A 19,588-nucleotide genomic window follows, 5' to 3' on the forward strand; every position below is an offset into this window, starting at 1 on the left:
CCGGATCGCCTCATCCAATGGTAGGATAGGCCTCTGGGAGGCTACATGGCGCGCAATATCGGCATCTTCTCGGATGGGACGGGACAGGCCGGCGGCGCCAACCCGATCAACTGGACGAATGTCTATCGCCTGTTCATGGCGACGCGCGAGGCGGATGGCGCCGGGCAGATCTGCTTCTACGATCCCGGCCTCGGCTCGAATCCGGACGAGGGCGAGATTCGCGGGCCGTTCCGGCGCTTCAAGGACTTGCTGGCGCAGGCGACCGGCTACGGCATCACCGACAACATCATCGACTGCTATGCGGCGCTGCTCTGCGCCTACAAGCCGGGCGACCGGGTCTTCCTGTTCGGGTTCAGCCGTGGCGCGTACACCGTCCGCAGCCTCGGCGGCGTATTGGCGCTCTGCGGCGTGCCGGGCGGCTTCGCGGAGGTGACGCGCTGGGACGGGTTCAGCGACGCGATCAAGGTGGAGGAGGTAAGGGCGCTGGCCGCGAGCGCGGTCAAGGACGTCTACATGATCAAGGACGCCACCGTCCGGGCCGAGGCCGCGGCGGCATTTCGCCAGCGCCACGGCACGCAGCCGGCGCCGCCCTTCTTCGTCGGTGTCTGGGACACGGTGAGGGCGCTCGGATTGCCGGGAATCGGCAGCCTGCCCGGCCGCCACAAGTTCCATGATGCGATCCTCAACCGGCAGGTCGCCCATGGCCGCCATGCACTGGCGATCGACGAGAACCGGCAGGTCTTCGCGCCCGAGCTCTGGGACGAGAGTGCAGCACCGCCCGGACAGATCAGGCAGGTCTGGTTTGCCGGCGTGCATACCGATATCGGCGGCGGCTACGGCTTGCAGATGGGGCTGTCCGACCTGTCGCTCGGCTGGATGATCGCCGAGGCGCAGGCGATCGCGCATCCGCTCATCGTCGAGCCGGGGCTGATCGCGGAACTGCGGCCGGACGCTCTCGGGCGCCAGCATGACGAGCGCAAGACCTCCTGGCTGCCCTGGAGCGAGGGCACGCGGGAGGGTTTCGTGCTGCACGGCTTCCAGCCGCAGCCGGCCCGGATGGCACCTGCTGTAGAGAAGCGGCTGCAGGCCGCGGCGGTGCCGATCCTCGACGAGATGTTGCTCTACCGGCCGCGTGCGCTGGCGGGCTACTCGCCTTTCGCGGCGTATTATGGCCGCTGAGCCGGTCATTCCGGGACAAGGCGTCATTCTCGGGCTTGACCCGAGAATCTCATGACAAGGAGGCGCTGGTTTCCGAGATGCTCGGGTCAAGCCCGAGCATGACGGCGGTGGTGAGGTGCTGAACGCCCTAGAGACCGCCCATCTTGCAGACGATGTCCCATTCCTCGTCCGTCACCGGCTGCACCGAGAGGCGGAAGGAGGTGACGAGCGCCATCTTGGCGAGCGTCGGCTCGGCCTTGACGGCGGCGAGCGTGACCGGCTTCGGCAAGGGCTTCACCGCCTTGAAATCGACGAGGACCCAGGGTTCGTCGGGGATCCAGTTATAGGCTTCCTTGATGACCTCGACGATGCCGACGACCTCGAGGCCCTCATTCGAGTGATAGAAGAAGACCTGATCGCCCTGCTTCATCGCCATCAGGTTGAGCTTGGCGGTGTGGTTCTTCACCCCGTCCCAATGCGTGCCCTTGGCGCCGGCCTTGACCTGGTCCTCCCAGGACCAGACGGATGGTTCGGATTTGATCAGCCAGTGAGCCATCAGGCCTCGTCCTCCTTGAGCGGCACCGGCGGCTGCGAGGCCGCCTCGCCCTGTTCATTCCAGAACCGCACCATCTCGCGGGTCAGCGCGGCGTAATCCTTGGGGTCGAGCTCGACGCGGACCTCGCCCTCGCCGAAGGGCAGGATCAGCACGAAGCGATGCGTGCCCTCGGCCCGGCGCTTGCGATGCTGGATCACCGGGCCGGCAATGCGGCCGGCCAGCGGCACGGGGCCGCTCTCGGCGACGAGCTCGGAACCTGTCGACTTCTTGACCTCGGCGATGCCGCGCGCGACGCGCTTCGTCAGATCGGACCAGTCTCCCGCCATGCTCTCCTCCTTCACTCAGCCCGGATCGGCCGCGCCAGCAATGCGGCGACCGCATCGCGCACGCCGACATCACCGGCAATGATCGCGGCGACAGCCTCGGCAATCGGGGTCTCGACCTGCTTCGCGCGGGCCATCTCGACCAGGATCGAGGCGGTGAAGGCGCCTTCCGCAAGCTTGCCGCCGGCTGCCTCGGTCGGGCTTTTGCCCTGGCCCAGCGCCAACCCATAGGAGAAATTGCGCGATTGCGGCGAGGCGCAGCTCAGCACGACGTCGCCGAGACCGGAGAGGCCCATCAGCGTCTCGGCATCGCCGCCATAGGCCTCGCCGAAGCGGCGCAGTTCGGCGAAGCCGCGCGCCACCAGCGCGGCGCGGGCGCTCTCGCCATAGCCGAGGCCGATCGCGATGCCCGCCGCGATGGCGAGCACGTTCTTGGCGGCGCCGCCGATCTCGACGCCGCGCGTATCGGCGGAATGGTAGATCCGGAAGGCCGGCGAGCTCAGCGTTGCTGCGAGCGCTTGCGCCAGATCGGGATCACCGGCGGCGAGCGTCACCGCGGTCGGCAGGCCGCGCCCGATATCGGCAGCGAAGCTCGGGCCGGAGAGGATCGCCGCGGTCGCACCCGGCCAGGCCTCCCCGATGATCTCGGTCGCGAAGCGGCCGCTCGCTTGCTCGATGCCCTTGGCGGCCGAGATCACCGGCACGCGCGGCGGCAGAGCTTCGGCCAGTCCTTCGCAGGTCGACCGCAAGGCTTGCGTCGGCACGGCGATGATCAGTGCATCGCAATCGGCGAGAGCGGCGAGGGAGCTGGTCGCGCGAATGCTCTCAGGCAGGTCGATGCCGGGAAGTTTCGGTGCCTGTCGCGTCTGCGCGATGGCCCCGATGGTCGCGGCATCGCGCGCCCAGAGCTGCACGTCGCGCCCCGCGCGGGCGGCGGCGAGCGCCAGCGCGGTGCCGTAGGCGCCGGCACCGACGACGCCGATGCTGCGATAGGCGGCGTGCCGGCTCATGCGGCGGTCGACGGCGCGACCGAAAGCTCGTCCAGCGGCCAGCGCGGGCGGGCGACGGCGCTCATGTCGTCGACGAGGCCGAGCCTGAGACGCTCCAGACCTGCCCAGGCGATCATCGCGCCGTTGTCACCGCAGAGCGCCAGGGGCGGGGCGACCATCGGCAGGCCGGCTTCGGTCGCGAGCCGGTTGAGCCCGCTGCGGATCGCCTGGTTGGCAGCGACGCCACCGGCGACGACCAGCGTCGAGGGCGTGATGCCAGCCTCGCGGCAGGCACGCAGGCCCGCACGAGTGCGGTCGACCATCACGTCGACGACGGCGGCCTGGAAGGAGGCGCAGAGATCGGCGACATCGTTGTCGGAGAGCGGCGCGATCCGCTCGGCGACGAGGCGCACGGCGGTCTTGAGGCCGGAGAGCGAGAAATCCGGGCTCGATCGTCCCTGCATCGGGCGGGGAAAGTCGAAGCGCTCGGGATCGCCCTTCAGCGCCTCTCGCTCGACCGAGGGGCCGCCGGGATAGGGCAGGGCCAGCATCTTGGCGATCTTGTCGAAGGCCTCGCCGACCGCGTCGTCGATGGTGCCGCCGAGCTTGAGATAGTCGCCGACGCCGCGCACGGCGAGGAGCTGGGTGTGACCGCCGGAGACGAGCAGGAGCAGATAAGGGAAGGCGAGATCGTCGGTGAGGCGGGCGGTCAGCGCATGCGCCTCGAGATGGTTGATCGCGATGAAGGGCTTGCCGGTCGCGAGCGCGATCGCCTTGCCGGCGGTGAGGCCGACCATGACGCCGCCGACGAGGCCGGGGCCGGCAGCGGCGGCGACGGCGTCGATATCGCCGGGCTTCATGTCGGCATTGGCGAAGGCGCGGGCGATGATGCGGTCGATCGCCTCGACATGGGCGCGGGCCGCGATCTCCGGCACGACACCGCCATAGGCGGCATGTGCGGCGATCTGACTCAGCACCTCGTTCGACAGGATCTTGCTTTCGCCGGAACGCTCGACGGAGACGATCGCAGCCGCCGTTTCGTCGCAGGTCGTCTCGATCCCAAGGACACGCATGATCGCTCGATTAACCTCGTGCAACGGAAGAACGGGATGAAGGGCTTTGTCCGGCAGTTCCTCGCCGGCAATTCCTTCGTATAGTGCGGGTCAGGATGCAAGGCCAAGGGGCGGGGTGCTGCCTTCGCCCCGGATACAAAATGGGAGACGGCATGCACGGCATCATTGTTCCGCCTCAATGCAGCCCGAACGCGGAATGCTGCATCGTTTGCGGATCGTCCGGTGCCCGTTGCCTGTCTCGTCAGGAGCTTTGAATGCGCGTTTTCGTGTTTCGACCACGCCCCGATGCCGAACGGACGGCGCGTGCCATCGCCGAGCACGGTTTCGAGCCCGTGGTCGCACCGCTTTTCGAGGTGATCCGCCTGTCGGAGGCGGCGCCCGAAGGTGCGTTCGACGCGATCGTGCTGACCAGCGGCAACGGCGTGCCGGCGCTGGCCGATGGACCCGCGACCTGGCGCGACCTGCCGGTCTTCACCGTGGGAAGTCGCACCGCTGCGAAGGTGCGCGAGGCCGGGCTGGAGGATACCCGCAGCGCCGATGGCGATCGCAACGACCTGATCGAGCTGATCAAGCGCACGCTGCCGGCGCCCGCCAAGCTCCTGATGATCGTCGGGCGCGACCGCAAGGAGGATGTGCCGGACCGTCTGCGCGAGGCCGGCTACGAGGTGACGCTCTGGACCGCCTATGCGGCCGAGCCGGTCTCGGTCCTGCCCGAGGACACGCAGGCCGCGTTGCGGCATGGCGGTGGCGGCGCGGCGCTGCATTATTCGGCGCGCGGGGCGCGGACCTTCATCGCGCTGGCGCAGGCCGCCAACGTAGGCGACGAGGCGCTCGAACTCACCCATGTCGCATTGTCTGCCGATGTCGCATCGCCTCTGATCTCGGCTGGCGCCAGCACGGTTCTGGTCGCGGAGCATCCTGAAGAAGCGGGGATGCTGGCGGCGTTGCAGCAGGTCTCGGCGCGCGAGCGCCTTGGCGATCCGGCCCGGCCGGAGCCGCGTGGCAGCCTCCAGCGCACGCCGCCGACCGTCGACCTGAATGTGGTGTCGTCGGAAACGGCCGAGAATGCGGATGAGGCGAAGCCTTCGCCGGAAGCGGTCGCGCCGACTGAGGCGCTGCCGCAGGAGTTCTCGCCGCCGCCTGTCGAGCAGACGCGTCCGGCTGCCGAACGCGAGGCTCCGGCCCGTACGCCCTGGCTCGCGGTGGCCGCGGCCGCTCTCGTCGGTGGCGTGATCGGTGGTGCGCTTGTGTCCTTTGTCCTCCCCAAGTCGGCTCCAGCAGGAAGTACCGAGGCGGTCGCAGAATTGCGCAGCCGGGTCGAAACCTTGCAGGCGAGCGCGGCTGCGGCTGACCGCAAGGCGGCTGTGGCGTCGGACGCGGCCACGAAGGCCGGCTCCGAGCTTCAGGCCGTCACGGCGAAGCTCGCCTCGCTCGGCAATGCGCAGGCGCCGGATACGAGCGCCTTCAGCGCGCAGGCTCAGCGGGCTGAGACCGCCGCTGCCGCTTTGGGTCAGCGCCTCGACCAGATGGCGGGGCGGCTCGGCAGCGTCGAGACACAGGCTAAGGCGGCATCGAACGCAAGTCCGGAAGCGATGGCAGCGGCGCGGATCGTTCTCGCGGAGCGGGTGCAGCGCGCGCTTGCCGGCGGACGGCCCTTTGCCGGTGATATCGCAGCGCTGGCAAAGAGCGGCGTGGCGCAAGCCGATCTCGCCGCGCTGACGGCGGTTGCGACTTCGGGGGCGCCGACCCGCGAGGCGCTCCAGGCGGGTTTCCGCAAGCATGGCGCGACGTTCCAGCGCGAGGTGATGCCGGTTTCCGACCGCTGGACGGACAAGCTGCTGGCCCTGACCAGCCGCATCGTGACGGTTCGTCCGGTCGGCGACAGCGGCTCGACCGATCCGGCGACGCTGCCCATCCGGCTGGAAAGCGCCATCGCTGCCGGCGACATCGTCAAGGCAGTAAGCCTGTGGGGCCAGTTGCCGGAGCCAGCGCGCCGTGCCAGTGCGGAATTCGGCGCCGATCTGCAGAAGCGTGCCGCGGCGGATGCGGCGATCGCCAAAATCGCGCAGGATGCGGTCGCGGCGCTCGGCGTGGCCGGCTGACGGAGGGTTGAGAGGTCCATGGTTCGCGTTCTCGTCTACCTCGCCGTTTTCGCCTGCCTTGCCTTCGGCGCCGTCTGGCTTGCCGACCGGCCGGGCGAGGTTTCCGTGCTCTGGCAGGGCTACCGGATCGAGACCAGCGTCGCGCTGGCGGCGATCGGCGTCGTCGCGCTCGCCTTCCTCGTCCTGCTGGCCTGGGCGGTGCTGCGCTTCGTCTTCGGCTTGCCTTCGGCTTTCAGTCTGTCCTCGCGGGCGCGGCGCCGGGCGCGCGGCTTCGAGGCTGTGTCGCGCGGCATGGTCGCGATCGGCGCGGGCGATCCCGTCGCGGCGGGGCGCTATACCGGCGAGGCCCGTCGCTTCGTGCCGGGCGAGCCTCTGACCCTGCTCCTGGAGGCGCAGACCGCGCAGTTGAGCGGCGACCGGGCGCAGGCCGAGGCTGCCTTCAAGGCGATGCTGGATAAATCCGAAACGCGGGTGCTGGGCCTGCGCGGCCTCTTCGTCGAGGCCAAGCGGCGCGGCGACGTCACCGCTGCGCGCGCCTTCGCCGACGATGCCGTGCGCCGCTCACCCTCGCTGGCCTGGGCCAATGATGCGCTGCTCGATTTCCACACGCAGGCCGGCGACTGGTCGGCGGCTCGCACGGCCGTCGAGCGCCGCGCGGCGCTGAGACTCGCCGACAAGGCCGAGGCGCGCCGTCAACGCGCTGTGCTGCTGGCCGCCGAGGCCCTGCAGGCGCGGGATAACGAACCGGAGAAGGCGCTCGCCGCCGCCCTCGAAGCGGTGAAGCTCGCGCCGGCCCTGACGCCGGCTGCTGCTTTGGCCGGGCGGATGCTCGCCGAGCGCGGCGACGTCCGCAAGGCGTCGAAGCTGTTGGAAGCCGCCTGGAAGGACGAGCCGCATCCCGATATCGCCGCCGCCTATCTCGATGCGCGGCCGGGCGACAGCGCGCTGGATCGCCTCAACCGGGCGACGACCTTGACGAAGCTGCGTCCGTCGGATCCGGAGAGCGTTCTGGCACTGGCGGGCGCCGCGATCCAGGCGCGCGAGTTCCAGAAGGCGCGCGAGACTCTGAAGCCGTTGCTGGCGGGGGGCGCCTCGGTGCGCGCCTGCCTGCTGATGGCCGAGCTGGAGGATGCCGAACATGGCGCCGCCGGGCGTGTGCGCGAATGGCTGGCGCGGGCGACGCGGGCGCCGCGTGACGCCGCCTGGGTCGCCGACGGGCTGGTTTCCGACCATTGGATGCCGGTCTCGCCGATCACCGGCCGGCTTGATGCCTTCGTCTGGAGCGTGCCGCCGGCGACGCTCGGAAACCGGGCCCAGGCCGTCGACGACGTGCTGGCCGATCTCGACGATTCGACCAAGCTGATCGAAGTGAAGGCGGAGAACGTCACGACGATCGAGCCTGCGGCGGTTGCGCCGCCACCGCCGCCTCCGCCGCCTCCACCTGCGCCGAAGGAAGAGCCCAAGCCGGAGCCTGCCGTGGCCGCTGCGCCGCCGGCCCCGAAGGAGGAGCCGAAACCGGTTGTCGAGCCGAAGCCGGTGGAAGCGGTCGTCGAGCCTGCGAAGCCCGCTGAGCCGAAGCCTGCCGAGGCCAAGCCGGTCGAAAGCAAGCCCACTCCGCGAGAGACGGCGTCGCCCAAGCCGGTGATCTTCCCGGTCTCGCATGCGCCCGACGATCCGGGGCCGGAGGAGGAACCGCCGCCGGAGCCGAAGAAGAGCGGCTTCAGGCTGTTCGGTTGAGCGAAAAGGCGTGCGGCCGAGCCGCTTGCGCCTTATAGCGGCGCGATGACATCCATTCTCGATCCGAATGCCGCCGTCACCCTGACGGTCGGCCCCGAGCAGGCCGGCCAACGCCTGGACAAGGCGCTCGCCCTTCTGGCCTGCGAGATTTCTCGCGCGCGCCTGCAGCAGGTCATCAAGGAGGGCGGGGTCAGTCTCAACGGCGCCGTCTTCAGCGATGGCAGCCGCAAGGTGGTCGAAGGCGACACGATCGCCCTGATCATGCCGGCGGCGAAGCCTGCCGACCCGGTCGGGCAGGATATCCCGCTCGATGTCGTCTACGAGGACGAGCATCTGATCGTGATCGACAAGCCGGCGGGGCTCGTCGTCCATCCGGCCGGGGGGCATGAGGACGGCACGCTGGTCAATGCGCTGATCGCCCATTGCGGCGAGAGCCTGTCCGGCATCGGCGGCGTCCGGCGGCCGGGTATCGTGCATCGGCTCGACAAGGATACCAGCGGGCTGCTCGTCGTCGCCAAGAACGACCGGGCGCATCAGAAGCTCGCCAAGCAGTTCGCCGACCATGGCCGCACCGGGCCGCTCCAGCGCGCCTATCTCGCCATCGCCTGGGGCGTGCCGCGCCTGCGCGAGGGCACGATCGACGCGCCGATCGAGCGCTCGACCCGCAACCGCGAGAAGATGACCGTGGTCAAGGAAGGGCGCGGGCGCGAGGCGATCACCCATATCGAACTGCTCGAACGCTATCCGCCGCTGCTGAAGGGTCTCGATGAGACCGAGCCGCTGGCGAGCCTGATCGAATGCCGGCTGGAGACGGGGCGGACGCACCAGATCCGCGTGCATATGAGCCATATCGGCCACCCCTTGCTCGGCGACCAGCTCTATGGCTCGGGCTTCGCCACCAAAGCGGTCCGTCTGCCCGTGGATGCGCAGGCCGCGCTGGCCACGCTCGGCCGGCAGGCGCTGCATGCGGCGATCCTCGGATTCGAGCATCCGGCGAGCGGCGAAGAGATGCTGTTCGAGTCCGAGCCGCCCGAGGATTTTGCGAATCTGCAAGCAGCGCTCGCGCGGCTGTGAGCGAACCGGGCGGTTTTGCCACCTTTCCGCCAGAGTGAGTTCGCATATACTGGGGCTGTTCGGATGCGGATGGCCAAGGGGGCGCCGCAAGCGAACGTTCCGACCGAACCGATGACAGGTTCCAGCGTTGGATCGTTTTGCCGAATCCGGAGCCTGCGCGAAGGTTGATCGCGCGGAGGGCCTGCCGCCAAGCGGGGGCCTCGATGAGGAGAACGAGCATGGCGAGTGCTTCGCTGCCCGTCCTGTCCGCCGAAGGCGGGCTGTCACGTTATCTCGATGAAATCCGCAAGTTCCCGATGCTGGAACCGAGCCAGGAGTACATGCTGGCCAAGCGCTGGCGCGAGCATGGCGACCGCGACGCGGCGCACAAGCTCGTGACCTCGCATCTGCGCCTCGTCGCCAAGATCGCCATGGGCTATCGCGGCTACGGCCTGCCGATCGGCGAAGTCGTCTCGGAAGGCAATGTCGGCCTGATGCAGGCGGTCAAGCGCTTCGAGCCCGAGAAGGGCTTCCGCCTCGCCACCTATGCGATGTGGTGGATCAAGGCCTCGATCCAGGAATACATCCTGCGCTCGTGGTCGCTGGTGAAGATGGGCACCACGGCGAACCAGAAGAAGCTGTTCTTCAACCTGCGCAAGGCCAAGAGCAAGATCTCGGCGCTGGGCGAGGGCGATCTGCGCCCCGACCAGGTCCAGCAGATCGCGACCAAGCTCGGCGTCAACGAGCAGGACGTGGTCGACATGAACCGCCGCCTCGGCGGCGACGCGTCGCTGAACACGCCGCTGCGTGAGGATGGCGAGGGCGAGTGGCAGGACTGGTTGGTCGACGATTCGGAAAGCCAGGAGCGCCGTCTCGCCGATTCCGAGGAGGCGGATAACCGCCACTCGGCGCTGCGCGAGGCGCTGGAGGTGCTCAATCCGCGCGAGCGCCGCATCTTCGAGGCGCGTCGCCTGGCCGAGGATCCGATCACCCTGGAGCAGCTCTCCGAGGAGTTCGGCGTGTCGCGCGAGCGCGTGCGCCAGATCGAGGTCCGCGCCTTCGAGAAGGTGCAGGAGGCCGTGAAGAAGGCGATCACCCGCATCGAGGCGCCGCGCGCGGCGCTGCCGGCGGCGTGACGAGTTTCGGGTTTCAACATAGTTCAAGGGGCGCCGCGAGGCGCCCCTTTTTCGTATTGGCTACCCTGACAGAAAAGGCGCGGGGAACCCTCTCCCGGAGGGAGAGGGCAGGGTGAAGGGAAGGCCGCTGGACGCTTTGGCCGTGACCTCAGGTTGCTGCGGTGAGGTGATGCGAACTGGTTTAGGGGCCTACACCTCACCCCTGCCCCTCTCCTTACAGGAGAGGGGTTCCCTGCGGATGTTTCCTTGGCTTTCGCTTCATTGGGCGCTGACTCAATACAGTGGCGGCAGCGGCTGGAGCGGCAGGCGGAACGGGCCGATGAAGACCCGGCCCTCGCGCAGCGAGACCGGCGGCAAGGTGGTGAGGCCGGGCGTCGCGCCGGCATTGTTGCCGCCGCGTCCGCCGAGGAAGCCGCCGAGGCCGCCAAGCAGGTTGCCGATGCGCAGGCCGCCGATCTGCTCGATGCCGGCTGCCGCCAGCTGGAGATCGCCGGCGACGCGGTGCAGCGGATCGAGGATCAATTGACCGCTGCCATCGACGCGGGCCTTGCCCTTGGTCGAGACGAGGCGGGTCAGTTCGAAGGTGCCGTTGGCAGTGCGCCAGCTTTCGAGAGTGTCGGGATTGAAGCCCTTGCGGAAGCTCTCGGCCTGGGTGAGCGTCGCCTGGAGGTCGATCTCACCGGCTTCCGTGTTGCCGAGCAGGCCATCGATCGGCGGCAGGATCGTGCCCTTGGCGGAGATGGCGATGTCGACGGCCTGATCGGTGGCGGGGCGCGTCGGGTTGCGGCGCAGATGCGCTTCAAGGGTGGCCGCACCCCAGGTCTCGGTGGCGAGGCCGGGCGTGGTCAGCACGCCGCGCGGCTCGCTGGCGACGAGCGCGAAGCGCTCCGGGCTACGCCAGGCGAGGCTGGCATCGAGATTCTTCCAGTTGAGGTCGAGCACGCGGCCTTCGGGCAAGGTCGCCTTGGCCGGGCCGGATACCTCGAAGATGACGAGGCCGGGCGAATAGACCTGAGCGACAGCGACGGAGGGGCCGGTCTCGATGCGGACCGCATCACCCCAGCGGGTCGAGGTCAGGGATAGCGCATTGCAGCGCAATTCGATGCGGAAGGGGAAGCCGCCGACGGAGCGGTCGGTACAGGTCCAGGTACGACCGCGCTCGACCTCACGGGCCAGCGCGAGGTCGATCTCGGCCGCGACACGGCCGCGCGCATAGAACCAGAAGGCAGACCAGGCGGCAGCGAGGACGACCAGCAGCATGAAAGGGCCGTAGAGCCAGAAACGGCTGCGGCGGCGCGTCGGAAGAGTATCGGTCATGCGGCAGGCATTCCTTGCGCAGGGGCGGGCGGATCGCTAGATCGCCCGGATTGCTGTCGCGGACGGTCTATCGCGTTGTCGTGGCACCGGATTTGCTCGAAAGGCGGGTACCGCTTTTCGGCCTGATGCTCAAGCAAGCAGGCCGGCGCGGCCAAATTATGGGACGAGGATGACGACCGAATTCGGCGCAACCGATCTCTGGGTCTTCGGCTATGGCTCGCTGATCTGGCGGCCGGGCTTCGCCTTCGAGGAAAGCGTGCAGGCGCGCCTGCACGGCTATCACCGCTCGCTTTGCGTGTTCTCGCATGTCCATCGCGGCACGCCGGAGCGGCCGGGGCTGGTGCTGGGACTGGATCGCGGCGGCGTCTGCCGCGGACTCGCCTTTCGCGTCGCAGCCGGGCAGGCGCAGGAGACGGTGGACTATCTCCGGGCACGGGAGCAGGCGACGGCGGTCTATCTCGAGCGTCATGTGCCGCTGAAGCTGGAGGACGGCCGGCAGGTGCGCGGGATCGTCTATGTCGCCGACCGCAAGCATCTGCAATATGCCGGCAAGCTGCCGCCGGAACAGTTGCTCAAGCTGGTTCGGGAAGGCAGGGGCCAGTCCGGCGAGAACCCGGACTATGTGCTGCAGACGCATGAGCATCTGCGCAAGATGGGCATCTTCGATCCGGTGCTGGCGGAACTGGCGCAGCAACTGGCGCCGGGGCTCGGTGCGCCTCATCCGCCATTGGCGGGGTAGGGCAGTCACTTTTCTCGGAACCGCATCGTCATCCCGGGCCTGTCCCGGGATCCATCGGAGGGCTCCGGCGCTCTACGATGGATCCCGGATCGGCGCGGCTTCACCGCTTGTCCGGGATGACGCCGCGGTTCCGTGAGAAATCAGCGTGAGCAGTCAGCCTTCCGGGTTCGCTTCCGGCATCAGGTCAAGCAGGGCGGCGCGGCGGCTCATCCCGTCCTCGGCGAGCAGATGGACATGAATCTCGCAGGCGCCTGCGGCCATGATCGCGCGCTGCCAGCGGCCGAGCGCAGCCTCGATGCCGAAGGGGCCGGAATCGCGGGCGGCAATGACGCGCCGATCGGCGGAGATCGCGAGGAGCACCGCGTCGGTGAAGCTCAGGGCATGCGTGTCGTCGATCGAGAAGACCGAGGCGACATAGCGCCGGCCGGAGCGGCCGCGCCAGGCCGTGAAGCGGCGCTCGCTGAGAGCGGCGGTGCTGCGCAACGGCATTTCGCGGGCGACTGGGGCCTCGTCGAAGAGATCGGGGGTGTAGCGATAGGCGAGAGCGGCCATATCCGTTCCTCCTGTGATAGGAACAAAATGGGAACGATATGGGGATAAGTCAAGCGCTGCCGGCGATGGGGTCGGCGCTTTCCGGCTCTGCTGCTGTCAGGGTGTGTCAGGAGTTGGCGAGCGGGTCCATGCCGCGCGCGGCGAGTTCGGCGCGGCCCTGGGCCAGGAGCCGGTCGCTCGCCGTCTCGATGCGTTCCTGCAGGATGGCCTGGAACGCGACCTTGTCGAGCCCCGGCTCGATCGCCGGCAGGATCTCGATCCGGACGGTGCCGGGGCGACGCAGGAACTTGCGGCGGGGCCAGTAGAGGCCGGTGTTCAGCGCAACCGGGACGCAGGGAACGCCGAGCTCGGCATAGAGATGGGCGGCGCCGAACTTGTACGCGGGCGGAGCGCCGGGCGCGCGGCGGGTGCCTTCCGGGAAGATCAGGAGCTGGCGGCCGTTCTGGCCGAGCTCGATCTTGGCGCGGCGCGTGACATCGGACAGCGCGCGGGCACGGGCACCGCGATTGACCGGAATCATCCGCATCTTGGTCAGGGCCCAGCCGAAGACCGGGATCCAGGTCAGCTCGCGCTTCAGGATGAAGACCGGGTTCCGGAAGATCGTGACCAGCGCGAAGGTCTCGAGGAAGGACTGGTGCTTGGCACCGACCATCAGGCCGCCCTGCGGGATGTTCTCGGTGCCTGTGACCTCGTAGCGCGTGCCGGCGATGACCCGCATCAGCCAGAGCGACGAGTGCGACCAGCCGATCGCGACCGCCAGCAGCGCCTGCTTGGGCAGGAGGAGCGCGGGCAGGACTGCGAAGATCAGCCAGAGGATGAGATTGGCATAGAACAGGATGTTGAAGAGGAGAGAGCGCAGGACGAGCATGCTGCGCAATGAGCCCGAGATGCTGTCCCGGTCAAGCATTGCCTTGGTTTTTCGCCATCAACCTTCGTGACGATGCTCGCCCGGAAGGCGCGTCCGCTTTTCGGCGGCCGGCCCGAGCGCGTCGGCCGGTTTCGGCGAAACCGGCTTGCGGCCGCCGATGATCACCGAGAGGCGCGAGGTTTCCGGGTCGCTCTCGACGAGGCTGCGCAGGCGCGCGACGAGGTACTTCGCGTATTCCGGCACGAGGACCTTGATGGTGGACCAGCGGTACCACCAGCCGGCCGTGTCGATATGCTCGGTCACGACCGGATGGGCGACGAGCTCGATGCCCGGCATCGCATGCGCGAATTCGGCTAGCGTGCGCGGCATGTGGTAGTTCGAGGTCACGACCAGCAGCGACCGGAAGCCGTGGCGGCGGAGCCAGCGGCGGGCCTCGATCGCGTTGCCGATGGTGTTGCGGGCGCGATAGTCGAGGTCGACGCAGCAAGCGAGCAGGTCGCGCGAGGCGGGGTTCAGCTTGGCGAGTTCCTCGCGGCCGGTCTTCTCGTTGACACCGCTGATCAGGAGCCGCCGCCCACGCTCGGCCCCGAGCAGGCCCATGGCGTCGCCGACGCGCTGGGCGCCGCCGGTGACGACGACGATCGCATCGGTACGTGGCGTGCTGGCCGGCTCGCGCGCGTCGATCATGCCGGCGAAACGGGCATAGCCGATGCCCAGGAGCAGAAGGCCGGCACCAGCGAGGGTGACCGTCGTGAGCCCCAGGATGCGGCGCAGCGAGATCAACCGGGCAGGCTTGCCGCTCCGGGGCGCGGAATTAGACCGTGCCATCGTGAGATGGTCGTCTGTGCTGCCGATCATGGCCATGACGCCGCCGTCCTAGCGCGCCAATCGGGCATAACGGCGGCGGACCTACGTCCGGCCGTGCCGCAAGGGTTAAGGCTTGGTTGACGTCGTGCGACCCCTGCGATGCTCATGCCAGCATCCTCAGGTAGCGGCGCACGGTGAAGCGGGAAACGAGGCCGGCGATCACGGCGACGACGAGCGCGACGAGGATGACCGCGCCATAGCCCGTCCAGCCGATCTCGAAAGCGCCGAACAGGGCCTGCAACTGCTCGGCCTCGGGCGTCGCGCTCCAGCGCGAGGCGAGGAAGCCGAGCACGGCGATCGTGGCGATGGCCGCGAGGCCTCCGAACAGGCCGCCGCGAAGGCCGAGCCGGATGAAGCGGCTCTGGAATTCGCGCGCGATGAAATCGTCATTGGCCCCGACGAAATGCAGGACTTCGACGCTGTCGCGGCTGCCGGCCATGGCCCCGCGGGTGGCGAAGGCGACGGCGAGCGCTGCCGCCGTCAGGACCAGCAGCACGATCGCGAAGCCGGAGGCGATGATGGTGCCGGCCATGGCGGAGAGGCGCCGGACCCAGAGTCGGTGGTCGTCGAGCGACGCGGTCGGTATTTCGCGGCGCAGCGTCGCGCCGAATCCGGCGAGATCGGAGCCAGCCTCGGACCTGAGCTTGAGCACGATCAGGCGCGGCACCGGCAATTCGACGAGGTCGAGCCCCGTGCCGAGCCAGGGTTCGAGCAGCTTGTCGGACTCGGCCTTCGGCACGGCGCGCACGCTCTCGACCTCCTTCAGCCCGCTTGCGAGCATGACGGCACGGGCCACGTCGTCATCGATCTTGCGATGCGAATCGGGGCGGACCTGGATGGTCATCTCGTTGGAGATGGCGCCGCGCCATTGATCGGACGCGCGTGCGGCAAGCACCGCGGCACCCGCGCTGAGCGAGGCGAGGAAGGTCAGGATCGCGATCACCGCCATCAGGGCGCGGCCGGCGACGTTGTCGACGGGGACGAGCGGCTGGTCGCGCCGGAGATTGGGCGGCAGGCCGCGCTCGGTCCGTTCGGGCTCCCGGTCGCTGGCCTCAGGCATCGACATGGAGATGTCCGTCGGCCAGCACGAGGCGCGGGGCGTCGTAGATATCCATCAGGTTGAGGTCGTGGGTCGCGATGATGACGGCGGTGCCGAGCGATTGCAGCTCCATGAACAGGCGCAGCAGGCGCCGGCCGAGGCCCGGATCGACATTGCCCGTCGGCTCATCGGCGAGGAGCAGCTCGGGCCGGCTGATCAGGGCGCGGGCGATGGCGGCGCGCTGCTTCTCGCCGCCGGACAGCACCGGCGGCACGGCATGCATGCGCTCGCCGAGCCCGACCCAGCGCAGCAATTCGACGACCTCGGCGCGGTAGCTGGCCTCCTCCTTGCCGAGAACGCGCAGCGGCAGCGCGACGTTCTCGTAGACCGTGAGATGGTCGAGCAGGCGGAAATCCTGGAAGACCACGCCCATCCGGCGGCGAAAGGCGGTGAGCGTATCGGGCTCGAGGCGCGAGACGTCCTGGCCGAACAGGTTGACCAGCCCGCGCGTCGGCTTCAGCGCCATCAGGATGAGGCGCATCAGCGTCGTCTTGCCGGCCCCGGAGGGACCGGTGAGATACTGGAACGAGCGCGGCTCGATGCTGAAGTTGATGTCCTTCAGCACCTCCGGGCCCATGCCGTATCGCAGGCCGACATTCTCGAACCGAACCAAGCGGTCTTCCTCGTTGAACCGATCTCTTGCGAATCCGCGGACGATCCTACACCGCAAGCCGACGCGCGCGGAAAGACCGTGACGCGGGCAATCTGCGCCGAAGATTCTTCACGAGGCGTTAACCATAAATCGCGCCAATGGAGACGCGCGCAATTGCTGCTGTGGTGTAGCGCTTCGCTGCCGTGCCGAAGCGCTTGCGGCAACTGTCTTGAAGGAGTTGGCTCGCACCCATGCTGATCGTCTGCCCATCCTGCGCGAGCCAATATGAACTCGACGCGGCCAAACTGGGGCCGGAAGGGCGCAAGGTGCGATGCGCCAGCTGCAAGACGTCCTGGCATGTCGAGCCAAGCGCCTTCCCTGAGCCACCCAGCGAGGCCGAGACCCAGGCGCTGCTCGCCGAGGAGCTGGAGCGCGCCGCCGCGATCGACGCCGAAATCACCGCGCTGACCGCCGAGACCGGCGGGCAGGATGTTTCCGATGAGCCTCCGGTCGTCGAGGCGCCGGTGGCTGCCGTGCCGAAGCGCCGGGGCAAGCGCCCGGTCAAGCCGGGCAAGGCGTCGGGCGCCTTCCTGCGCCGGGGCGGAGCGGGGCTGCCGATGGCGGCAGCGCTCGCGGGTCTTGCCCTGCTCGGTATCGTCGTCTGGCAGCGCCAGGTGGTTGTCCGTGCCGCGCCGCAATTGGCCGGACTGTTCGAGAAGATCGGCATGCCCGTGAATGTCCGGGGCCTCAGCCTCAGCTCGATCGAGAGCGGCGTTGTTGCCGACGGCCAGAATCGTTTCCTCGTCGTCGAGGGCGATGTCACCAACATCACCAAGAGCAAGACGGTGGTGCCGCTGATCGAGGTCGCGGTCAAGGATGCCGGTGGCGCGACGCTCTACACCTGGACGACCGAGCCGCCACGCGCGAGCCTCGAACCCGCCGAGCTCGTTCGCTTCCGGGCGCGGTTGGCTTCCCCGCCCGAACAGGGGCAGTCGGTCAGGGTGCGCTTCACCTCTGCGCAGAGCGCGGTCAATCTCGCCAGCAAGCACTGAGGCTGCTAGGACGAGGGTCTGTCGCTCAGCCCGGCCCCGAACCGGGCGGCGTTCACAAACATGGGCCGTACCGGCTCGCTGGCGCATCAGCGTCGCGCGGGGCGGGGTACGGCCGGATATCGAAACGGAGTCATCATGCCGGAACGGCGCATCAGGGTTCTCTACGACGAAGCGGCGATCGCGCGGCGCAACGAGGAGATGGCGCAGGCCATCGCTGCCAGCAACCCGAAGGACCTGCTCGTCGTCGCCGTCCTGAAGGGCTCCTTCATGTTCGCCGCCGATCTGATCCGCGCGATGCACCGCACCGGGCTTTCACCGCAGGTCGAATTCGTCCACCTGTCGAGCTACCGTGCCGGCACGACCTCCTCGGGCCAGGTCGAGATCCTGCGCGACGTCCAGAGCGAGGTGCGCGGCCGCGACGTGCTCTTGGTCGACGACATCCTCGAATCCGGCCGGACGCTGGCCTTCGCCAAGGACCTGCTGGCGGCGCGCGGCGCCGGGAAGGTCTCGACCGCCGTTCTGCTGGAGAAGCCGCATAAGCGGGCGGTCAATATCCAGGCGGATTATGTCGGCTTCGAATGCCCGGATTATTTCGTGGTCGGCTACGGCATGGACGTGGCCCATTCCTATCGGCAGCTGCCCTTCGTCGGCGTGGTCGAGACCGATGATCAGGCCGGCCTGCCCGGCATCTGAGGAGTATCCATGTCGCGTATTCTGGTCGTCGATGACGAGGAGCCGCTGCGCACGCTGGTCGCGCGCGGCCTTGGCCTCGACGGACATAGCTGCCTGACCGCATCCGACGGCGCCGAGGCGCTCGATATCCTCGAAGCCGAGCAGGGCCGCTTCGACCTGCTGCTGACCGATATCCGCATGCCGCTGATGGACGGGATCGCGCTGGCGCTCGCGGCCAAGCAGCAGTTCCCGGAGCTGACGATCATGCTGATGACCGGCTATGCCGAGCAGCGCGAGCGGGCCAAGAGCCTTGAGTCGATCGTCGCCGAGGTGATGGCCAAGCCTTTCACCATTGCGGAATTGCGGGCGACCGTGCTGAAGGTGATCGAGCGCTCGATCGGCTAGCGGTTCAGCCACCAGATCGAGGCGTTGAGAAGCGTCGCGAACGCGACCCAGGCGAGATAGGGCCAGAACAGGTTGGAGGCCAGCCGGTCGAGCGGCCGGAAGGCCGCGATCGTCGCTGCGATCAGGACCAGCAGCGGCAGGATGACCGCAAGGCCTGCGACCGGGCTGTTGGTGCCGAAGAAGGCGAAGGACCAGGCGATATTGAAGAGAAGCTGCAGGTGATAGACCAGCAGCGCGCGCCGGCGGCCGGGGATGCCCACTGGCAGGCGCAGGATGCGGAAGGCGCCAAGCGCCATCAACGCGAAGAGCGTGGTCCAGACCGGCGCGAAGATCCAGTTCGGCGGGTTGAAGGGCGGCTTGGCGAGCCCGGCATACCAGGTCGGGATCTGCGGGACGGTAACAGTGCTGCCGGCGATCGAGGCGGTCACGACCGGCAAGATCGCTATGGCGAGCGCCGCCCAGAGCGGCGGGCGATGGTCGGCACGGATGTCGGCAGGCGTCGTCATGGTGCGATGATGGGGCGGTGCGGCCCGTCTCGCAAGGTGAAGCGCCTGCTTGCCGCATGCAGCGAGCATTCCCGCTTCTCATGGAACTTTTCCGGGAGAGCGTTCTGACGATGCGCCTTTTCGCTCATTCTGAGGGAATGGACGTTTCTCAGAACCAGATTCCCTTGGCCTTCTTCAGATAGCGCCTGCGTTCGGCCAGACCGTTGCGGCCGCCGTTGATCAGCTTGGTCACGCGCTCGATGTCGTCGGCATCGGCCGCAGCATTGATGGCGCGTTCGGTCCAATAAGCGAAAGCGACGCGCAGCGAGGTTTCAGGCTCCTTTGCCCGCTCCGGCTGCGCCTCCAGGTCGATGCCGATAAGTTGTCCGAAGCGGCCGTAATTCGAGCGGCCGGTCAGCTGGAAGATGCCGCGGCCGTGATAGCGAATGCCGTCGCCGGCCTGGAGGTTGCCGAGATCGCGGCGGCCTTCGTAGCGGATGAAATAGGCGGGGCCGCCATATTCCTCGAGCGTGCGGAAACCGTCGGTTTCATGGGCGGCCTGCGCCAGGAAATGGCAGATGCGCCGCGGTGTCGCGATGGCGTGATCATCGGCCAGCTCATCGAAGCGTTCGGCGATGCCGGCGATGATCGTGGTATTGGCGGAGGGTGCGAGGCGCAGCAGGCGCTCGCGGGTGACCGTCAGGCCCGGCTCGGGGGCGTGGTCGATACCGATCCAGGTTCCGATGGCGCGCATCGACATGAAAATGCCCTCCGAGAAGGAGGGCATCATCGCCGCTGCCGCGGTGCCGGGGA

21 protein-coding genes are annotated in these 19,588 nt (G+C 68.4%); 9 read left to right on the forward strand and 12 right to left on the reverse strand.

From position 1 onward, the window contains the following. Positions 1-45: 45 nt before the first annotated feature. Positions 46-1,179: a T6SS phospholipase effector Tle1-like catalytic domain-containing protein gene (locus AC07NY_RS03505; RefSeq protein WP_494581849.1), complete on the forward strand. Its 1,134-nt coding sequence runs from the start codon at positions 46-48 to the stop codon at positions 1,177-1,179. 127 nt (positions 1,180-1,306) lie between these two features. Here AC07NY_RS03505 and AC07NY_RS03510 read toward each other — a convergent pair whose 3' ends face one another. From AC07NY_RS03510 to tsaD, 4 genes are read right to left on the reverse strand one after another with little or no spacing between them, the layout of a single operon-like run. Continuing rightward, positions 1,307-1,714, reverse strand: coding sequence for an EVE domain-containing protein (locus tag AC07NY_RS03510; protein WP_494581851.1), 408 nt, complete (start codon positions 1,712-1,714; stop codon positions 1,307-1,309). After that, positions 1,714-2,040 (reverse strand): hypothetical protein, encoded by a 327-nt coding sequence (locus AC07NY_RS03515; protein WP_492285367.1) that lies wholly within the window; start codon positions 2,038-2,040, stop codon positions 1,714-1,716. Before AC07NY_RS03515 ends, AC07NY_RS03510 begins: the two co-directional genes overlap by 1 nt. Before the next feature lie 11 nt (positions 2,041-2,051). Further along, positions 2,052-3,047 carry an NAD(P)H-dependent glycerol-3-phosphate dehydrogenase gene (locus AC07NY_RS03520; RefSeq protein ID WP_494581853.1) on the reverse strand — a complete coding sequence of 332 codons (996 nt, stop codon included), beginning with the start codon at positions 3,045-3,047 and terminating at the stop codon, positions 2,052-2,054. Beyond that, entirely contained in the window at positions 3,044-4,099 is a 1,056-nt protein-coding gene (tsaD, locus tag AC07NY_RS03525) for a tRNA (adenosine(37)-N6)-threonylcarbamoyltransferase complex transferase subunit TsaD (RefSeq protein ID WP_492285365.1), read from the reverse strand. Before tsaD ends, AC07NY_RS03520 begins: the two co-directional genes overlap by 4 nt. A gap of 254 nt (positions 4,100-4,353) precedes the next feature. Here tsaD and AC07NY_RS03530 point away from each other — a divergent pair, with 254 nt between their 5' ends. The 4 genes from AC07NY_RS03530 to rpoH all read left to right on the forward strand — a co-directional run bounded on the left by AC07NY_RS03530 (position 4,354) and on the right by rpoH (position 10,127). After that, complete coding sequence (locus tag AC07NY_RS03530; RefSeq protein WP_494581856.1) at positions 4,354-6,201, forward strand: uroporphyrinogen-III synthase; 1,848 nt, start codon at positions 4,354-4,356, stop codon at positions 6,199-6,201. Positions 6,202-6,219: 18 nt separating this feature from the next. Beyond that, positions 6,220-7,938, forward strand: a complete 1,719-nt coding sequence (locus AC07NY_RS03535) for a heme biosynthesis protein HemY (protein WP_494581858.1) — start codon at positions 6,220-6,222, stop codon at positions 7,936-7,938. A gap of 45 nt (positions 7,939-7,983) precedes the next feature. Beyond that, positions 7,984-9,012: an RluA family pseudouridine synthase gene (locus AC07NY_RS03540; protein WP_494581860.1), complete on the forward strand. Its 1,029-nt coding sequence runs from the start codon at positions 7,984-7,986 to the stop codon at positions 9,010-9,012. Positions 9,013-9,230: 218 nt separating this feature from the next. Beyond that, positions 9,231-10,127, forward strand: coding sequence for an RNA polymerase sigma factor RpoH (rpoH, locus tag AC07NY_RS03545; RefSeq protein ID WP_199088205.1), 897 nt, complete (start codon positions 9,231-9,233; stop codon positions 10,125-10,127). Between the two features lie 273 nt (positions 10,128-10,400). On the opposite strand, the gene AC07NY_RS03550 is transcribed toward rpoH, so the two are convergent. After that, positions 10,401-11,444, reverse strand: a complete 1,044-nt coding sequence (locus AC07NY_RS03550) for a DUF2125 domain-containing protein (protein WP_494581861.1) — start codon at positions 11,442-11,444, stop codon at positions 10,401-10,403. A 169-nt stretch (positions 11,445-11,613) separates the two neighbouring features. Between AC07NY_RS03550 and AC07NY_RS03555 the strand changes: the two genes are divergently transcribed. Beyond that, a complete protein-coding gene (locus AC07NY_RS03555; protein WP_494581863.1) occupies positions 11,614-12,183 on the forward strand; it encodes a gamma-glutamylcyclotransferase in 570 nt (189 codons plus the stop codon). A 153-nt stretch (positions 12,184-12,336) separates the two neighbouring features. On the opposite strand, the gene AC07NY_RS03560 is transcribed toward AC07NY_RS03555, so the two are convergent. The 5 genes from AC07NY_RS03560 to ftsE all read right to left on the reverse strand — a co-directional run bounded on the left by AC07NY_RS03560 (position 12,337) and on the right by ftsE (position 16,146). Then, positions 12,337-12,735: a hypothetical protein gene (locus AC07NY_RS03560; protein ID WP_494581865.1), complete on the reverse strand. Its 399-nt coding sequence runs from the start codon at positions 12,733-12,735 to the stop codon at positions 12,337-12,339. Between the two features lie 106 nt (positions 12,736-12,841). Then, a complete protein-coding gene (locus AC07NY_RS03565) occupies positions 12,842-13,642 on the reverse strand; it encodes a lysophospholipid acyltransferase family protein (protein WP_494581867.1) in 801 nt (266 codons plus the stop codon). Between the two features lie 18 nt (positions 13,643-13,660). Next, on the reverse strand, positions 13,661-14,467 hold the full coding sequence (locus tag AC07NY_RS03570) for a YdcF family protein (RefSeq protein WP_494581869.1): 807 nt from the start codon (positions 14,465-14,467) through the stop codon (positions 13,661-13,663). Between the two features lie 106 nt (positions 14,468-14,573). Then, on the reverse strand, positions 14,574-15,536 hold the full coding sequence (locus AC07NY_RS03575; RefSeq protein WP_494581871.1) for a cell division protein FtsX: 963 nt from the start codon (positions 15,534-15,536) through the stop codon (positions 14,574-14,576). Continuing rightward, a complete protein-coding gene (gene ftsE / locus AC07NY_RS03580) occupies positions 15,523-16,146 on the reverse strand; it encodes a cell division ATP-binding protein FtsE (protein WP_492286091.1) in 624 nt (207 codons plus the stop codon). Before ftsE ends, AC07NY_RS03575 begins: the two co-directional genes overlap by 14 nt. A gap of 266 nt (positions 16,147-16,412) precedes the next feature. Between ftsE and AC07NY_RS03585 the strand changes: the two genes are divergently transcribed. The 3 genes from AC07NY_RS03585 (at position 16,413) to AC07NY_RS03595 (ending at position 18,290) form a co-directional block, all read left to right on the forward strand. Continuing rightward, positions 16,413-17,213 carry a zinc-ribbon domain-containing protein gene (locus AC07NY_RS03585; RefSeq protein ID WP_494581873.1) on the forward strand — a complete coding sequence of 267 codons (801 nt, stop codon included), beginning with the start codon at positions 16,413-16,415 and terminating at the stop codon, positions 17,211-17,213. A gap of 135 nt (positions 17,214-17,348) precedes the next feature. Further along, positions 17,349-17,906, forward strand: a complete 558-nt coding sequence (gene hpt / locus AC07NY_RS03590; protein WP_257732653.1) for a hypoxanthine phosphoribosyltransferase — start codon at positions 17,349-17,351, stop codon at positions 17,904-17,906. Between the two features lie 9 nt (positions 17,907-17,915). Further along, positions 17,916-18,290, forward strand: a complete 375-nt coding sequence (locus AC07NY_RS03595) for a response regulator (protein ID WP_494581874.1) — start codon at positions 17,916-17,918, stop codon at positions 18,288-18,290. Here the strand turns inward: AC07NY_RS03595 and AC07NY_RS03600 are convergent. Beyond that, positions 18,287-18,796 carry a TspO/MBR family protein gene (locus tag AC07NY_RS03600; RefSeq protein WP_494581875.1) on the reverse strand — a complete coding sequence of 170 codons (510 nt, stop codon included), beginning with the start codon at positions 18,794-18,796 and terminating at the stop codon, positions 18,287-18,289. The two genes, AC07NY_RS03595 and AC07NY_RS03600, sit on opposite strands and share 4 nt — an antisense overlap. Positions 18,797-18,944: 148 nt before the next feature. After that, positions 18,945-19,535, reverse strand: coding sequence for a glycoside hydrolase family 19 protein (locus AC07NY_RS03605; protein WP_494581877.1), 591 nt, complete (start codon positions 19,533-19,535; stop codon positions 18,945-18,947). Positions 19,536-19,588 lie beyond the last annotated feature (53 nt).

It is taken from the genome of Allobosea sp. GW821-FHT09G06 (genome assembly GCF_059416005.1).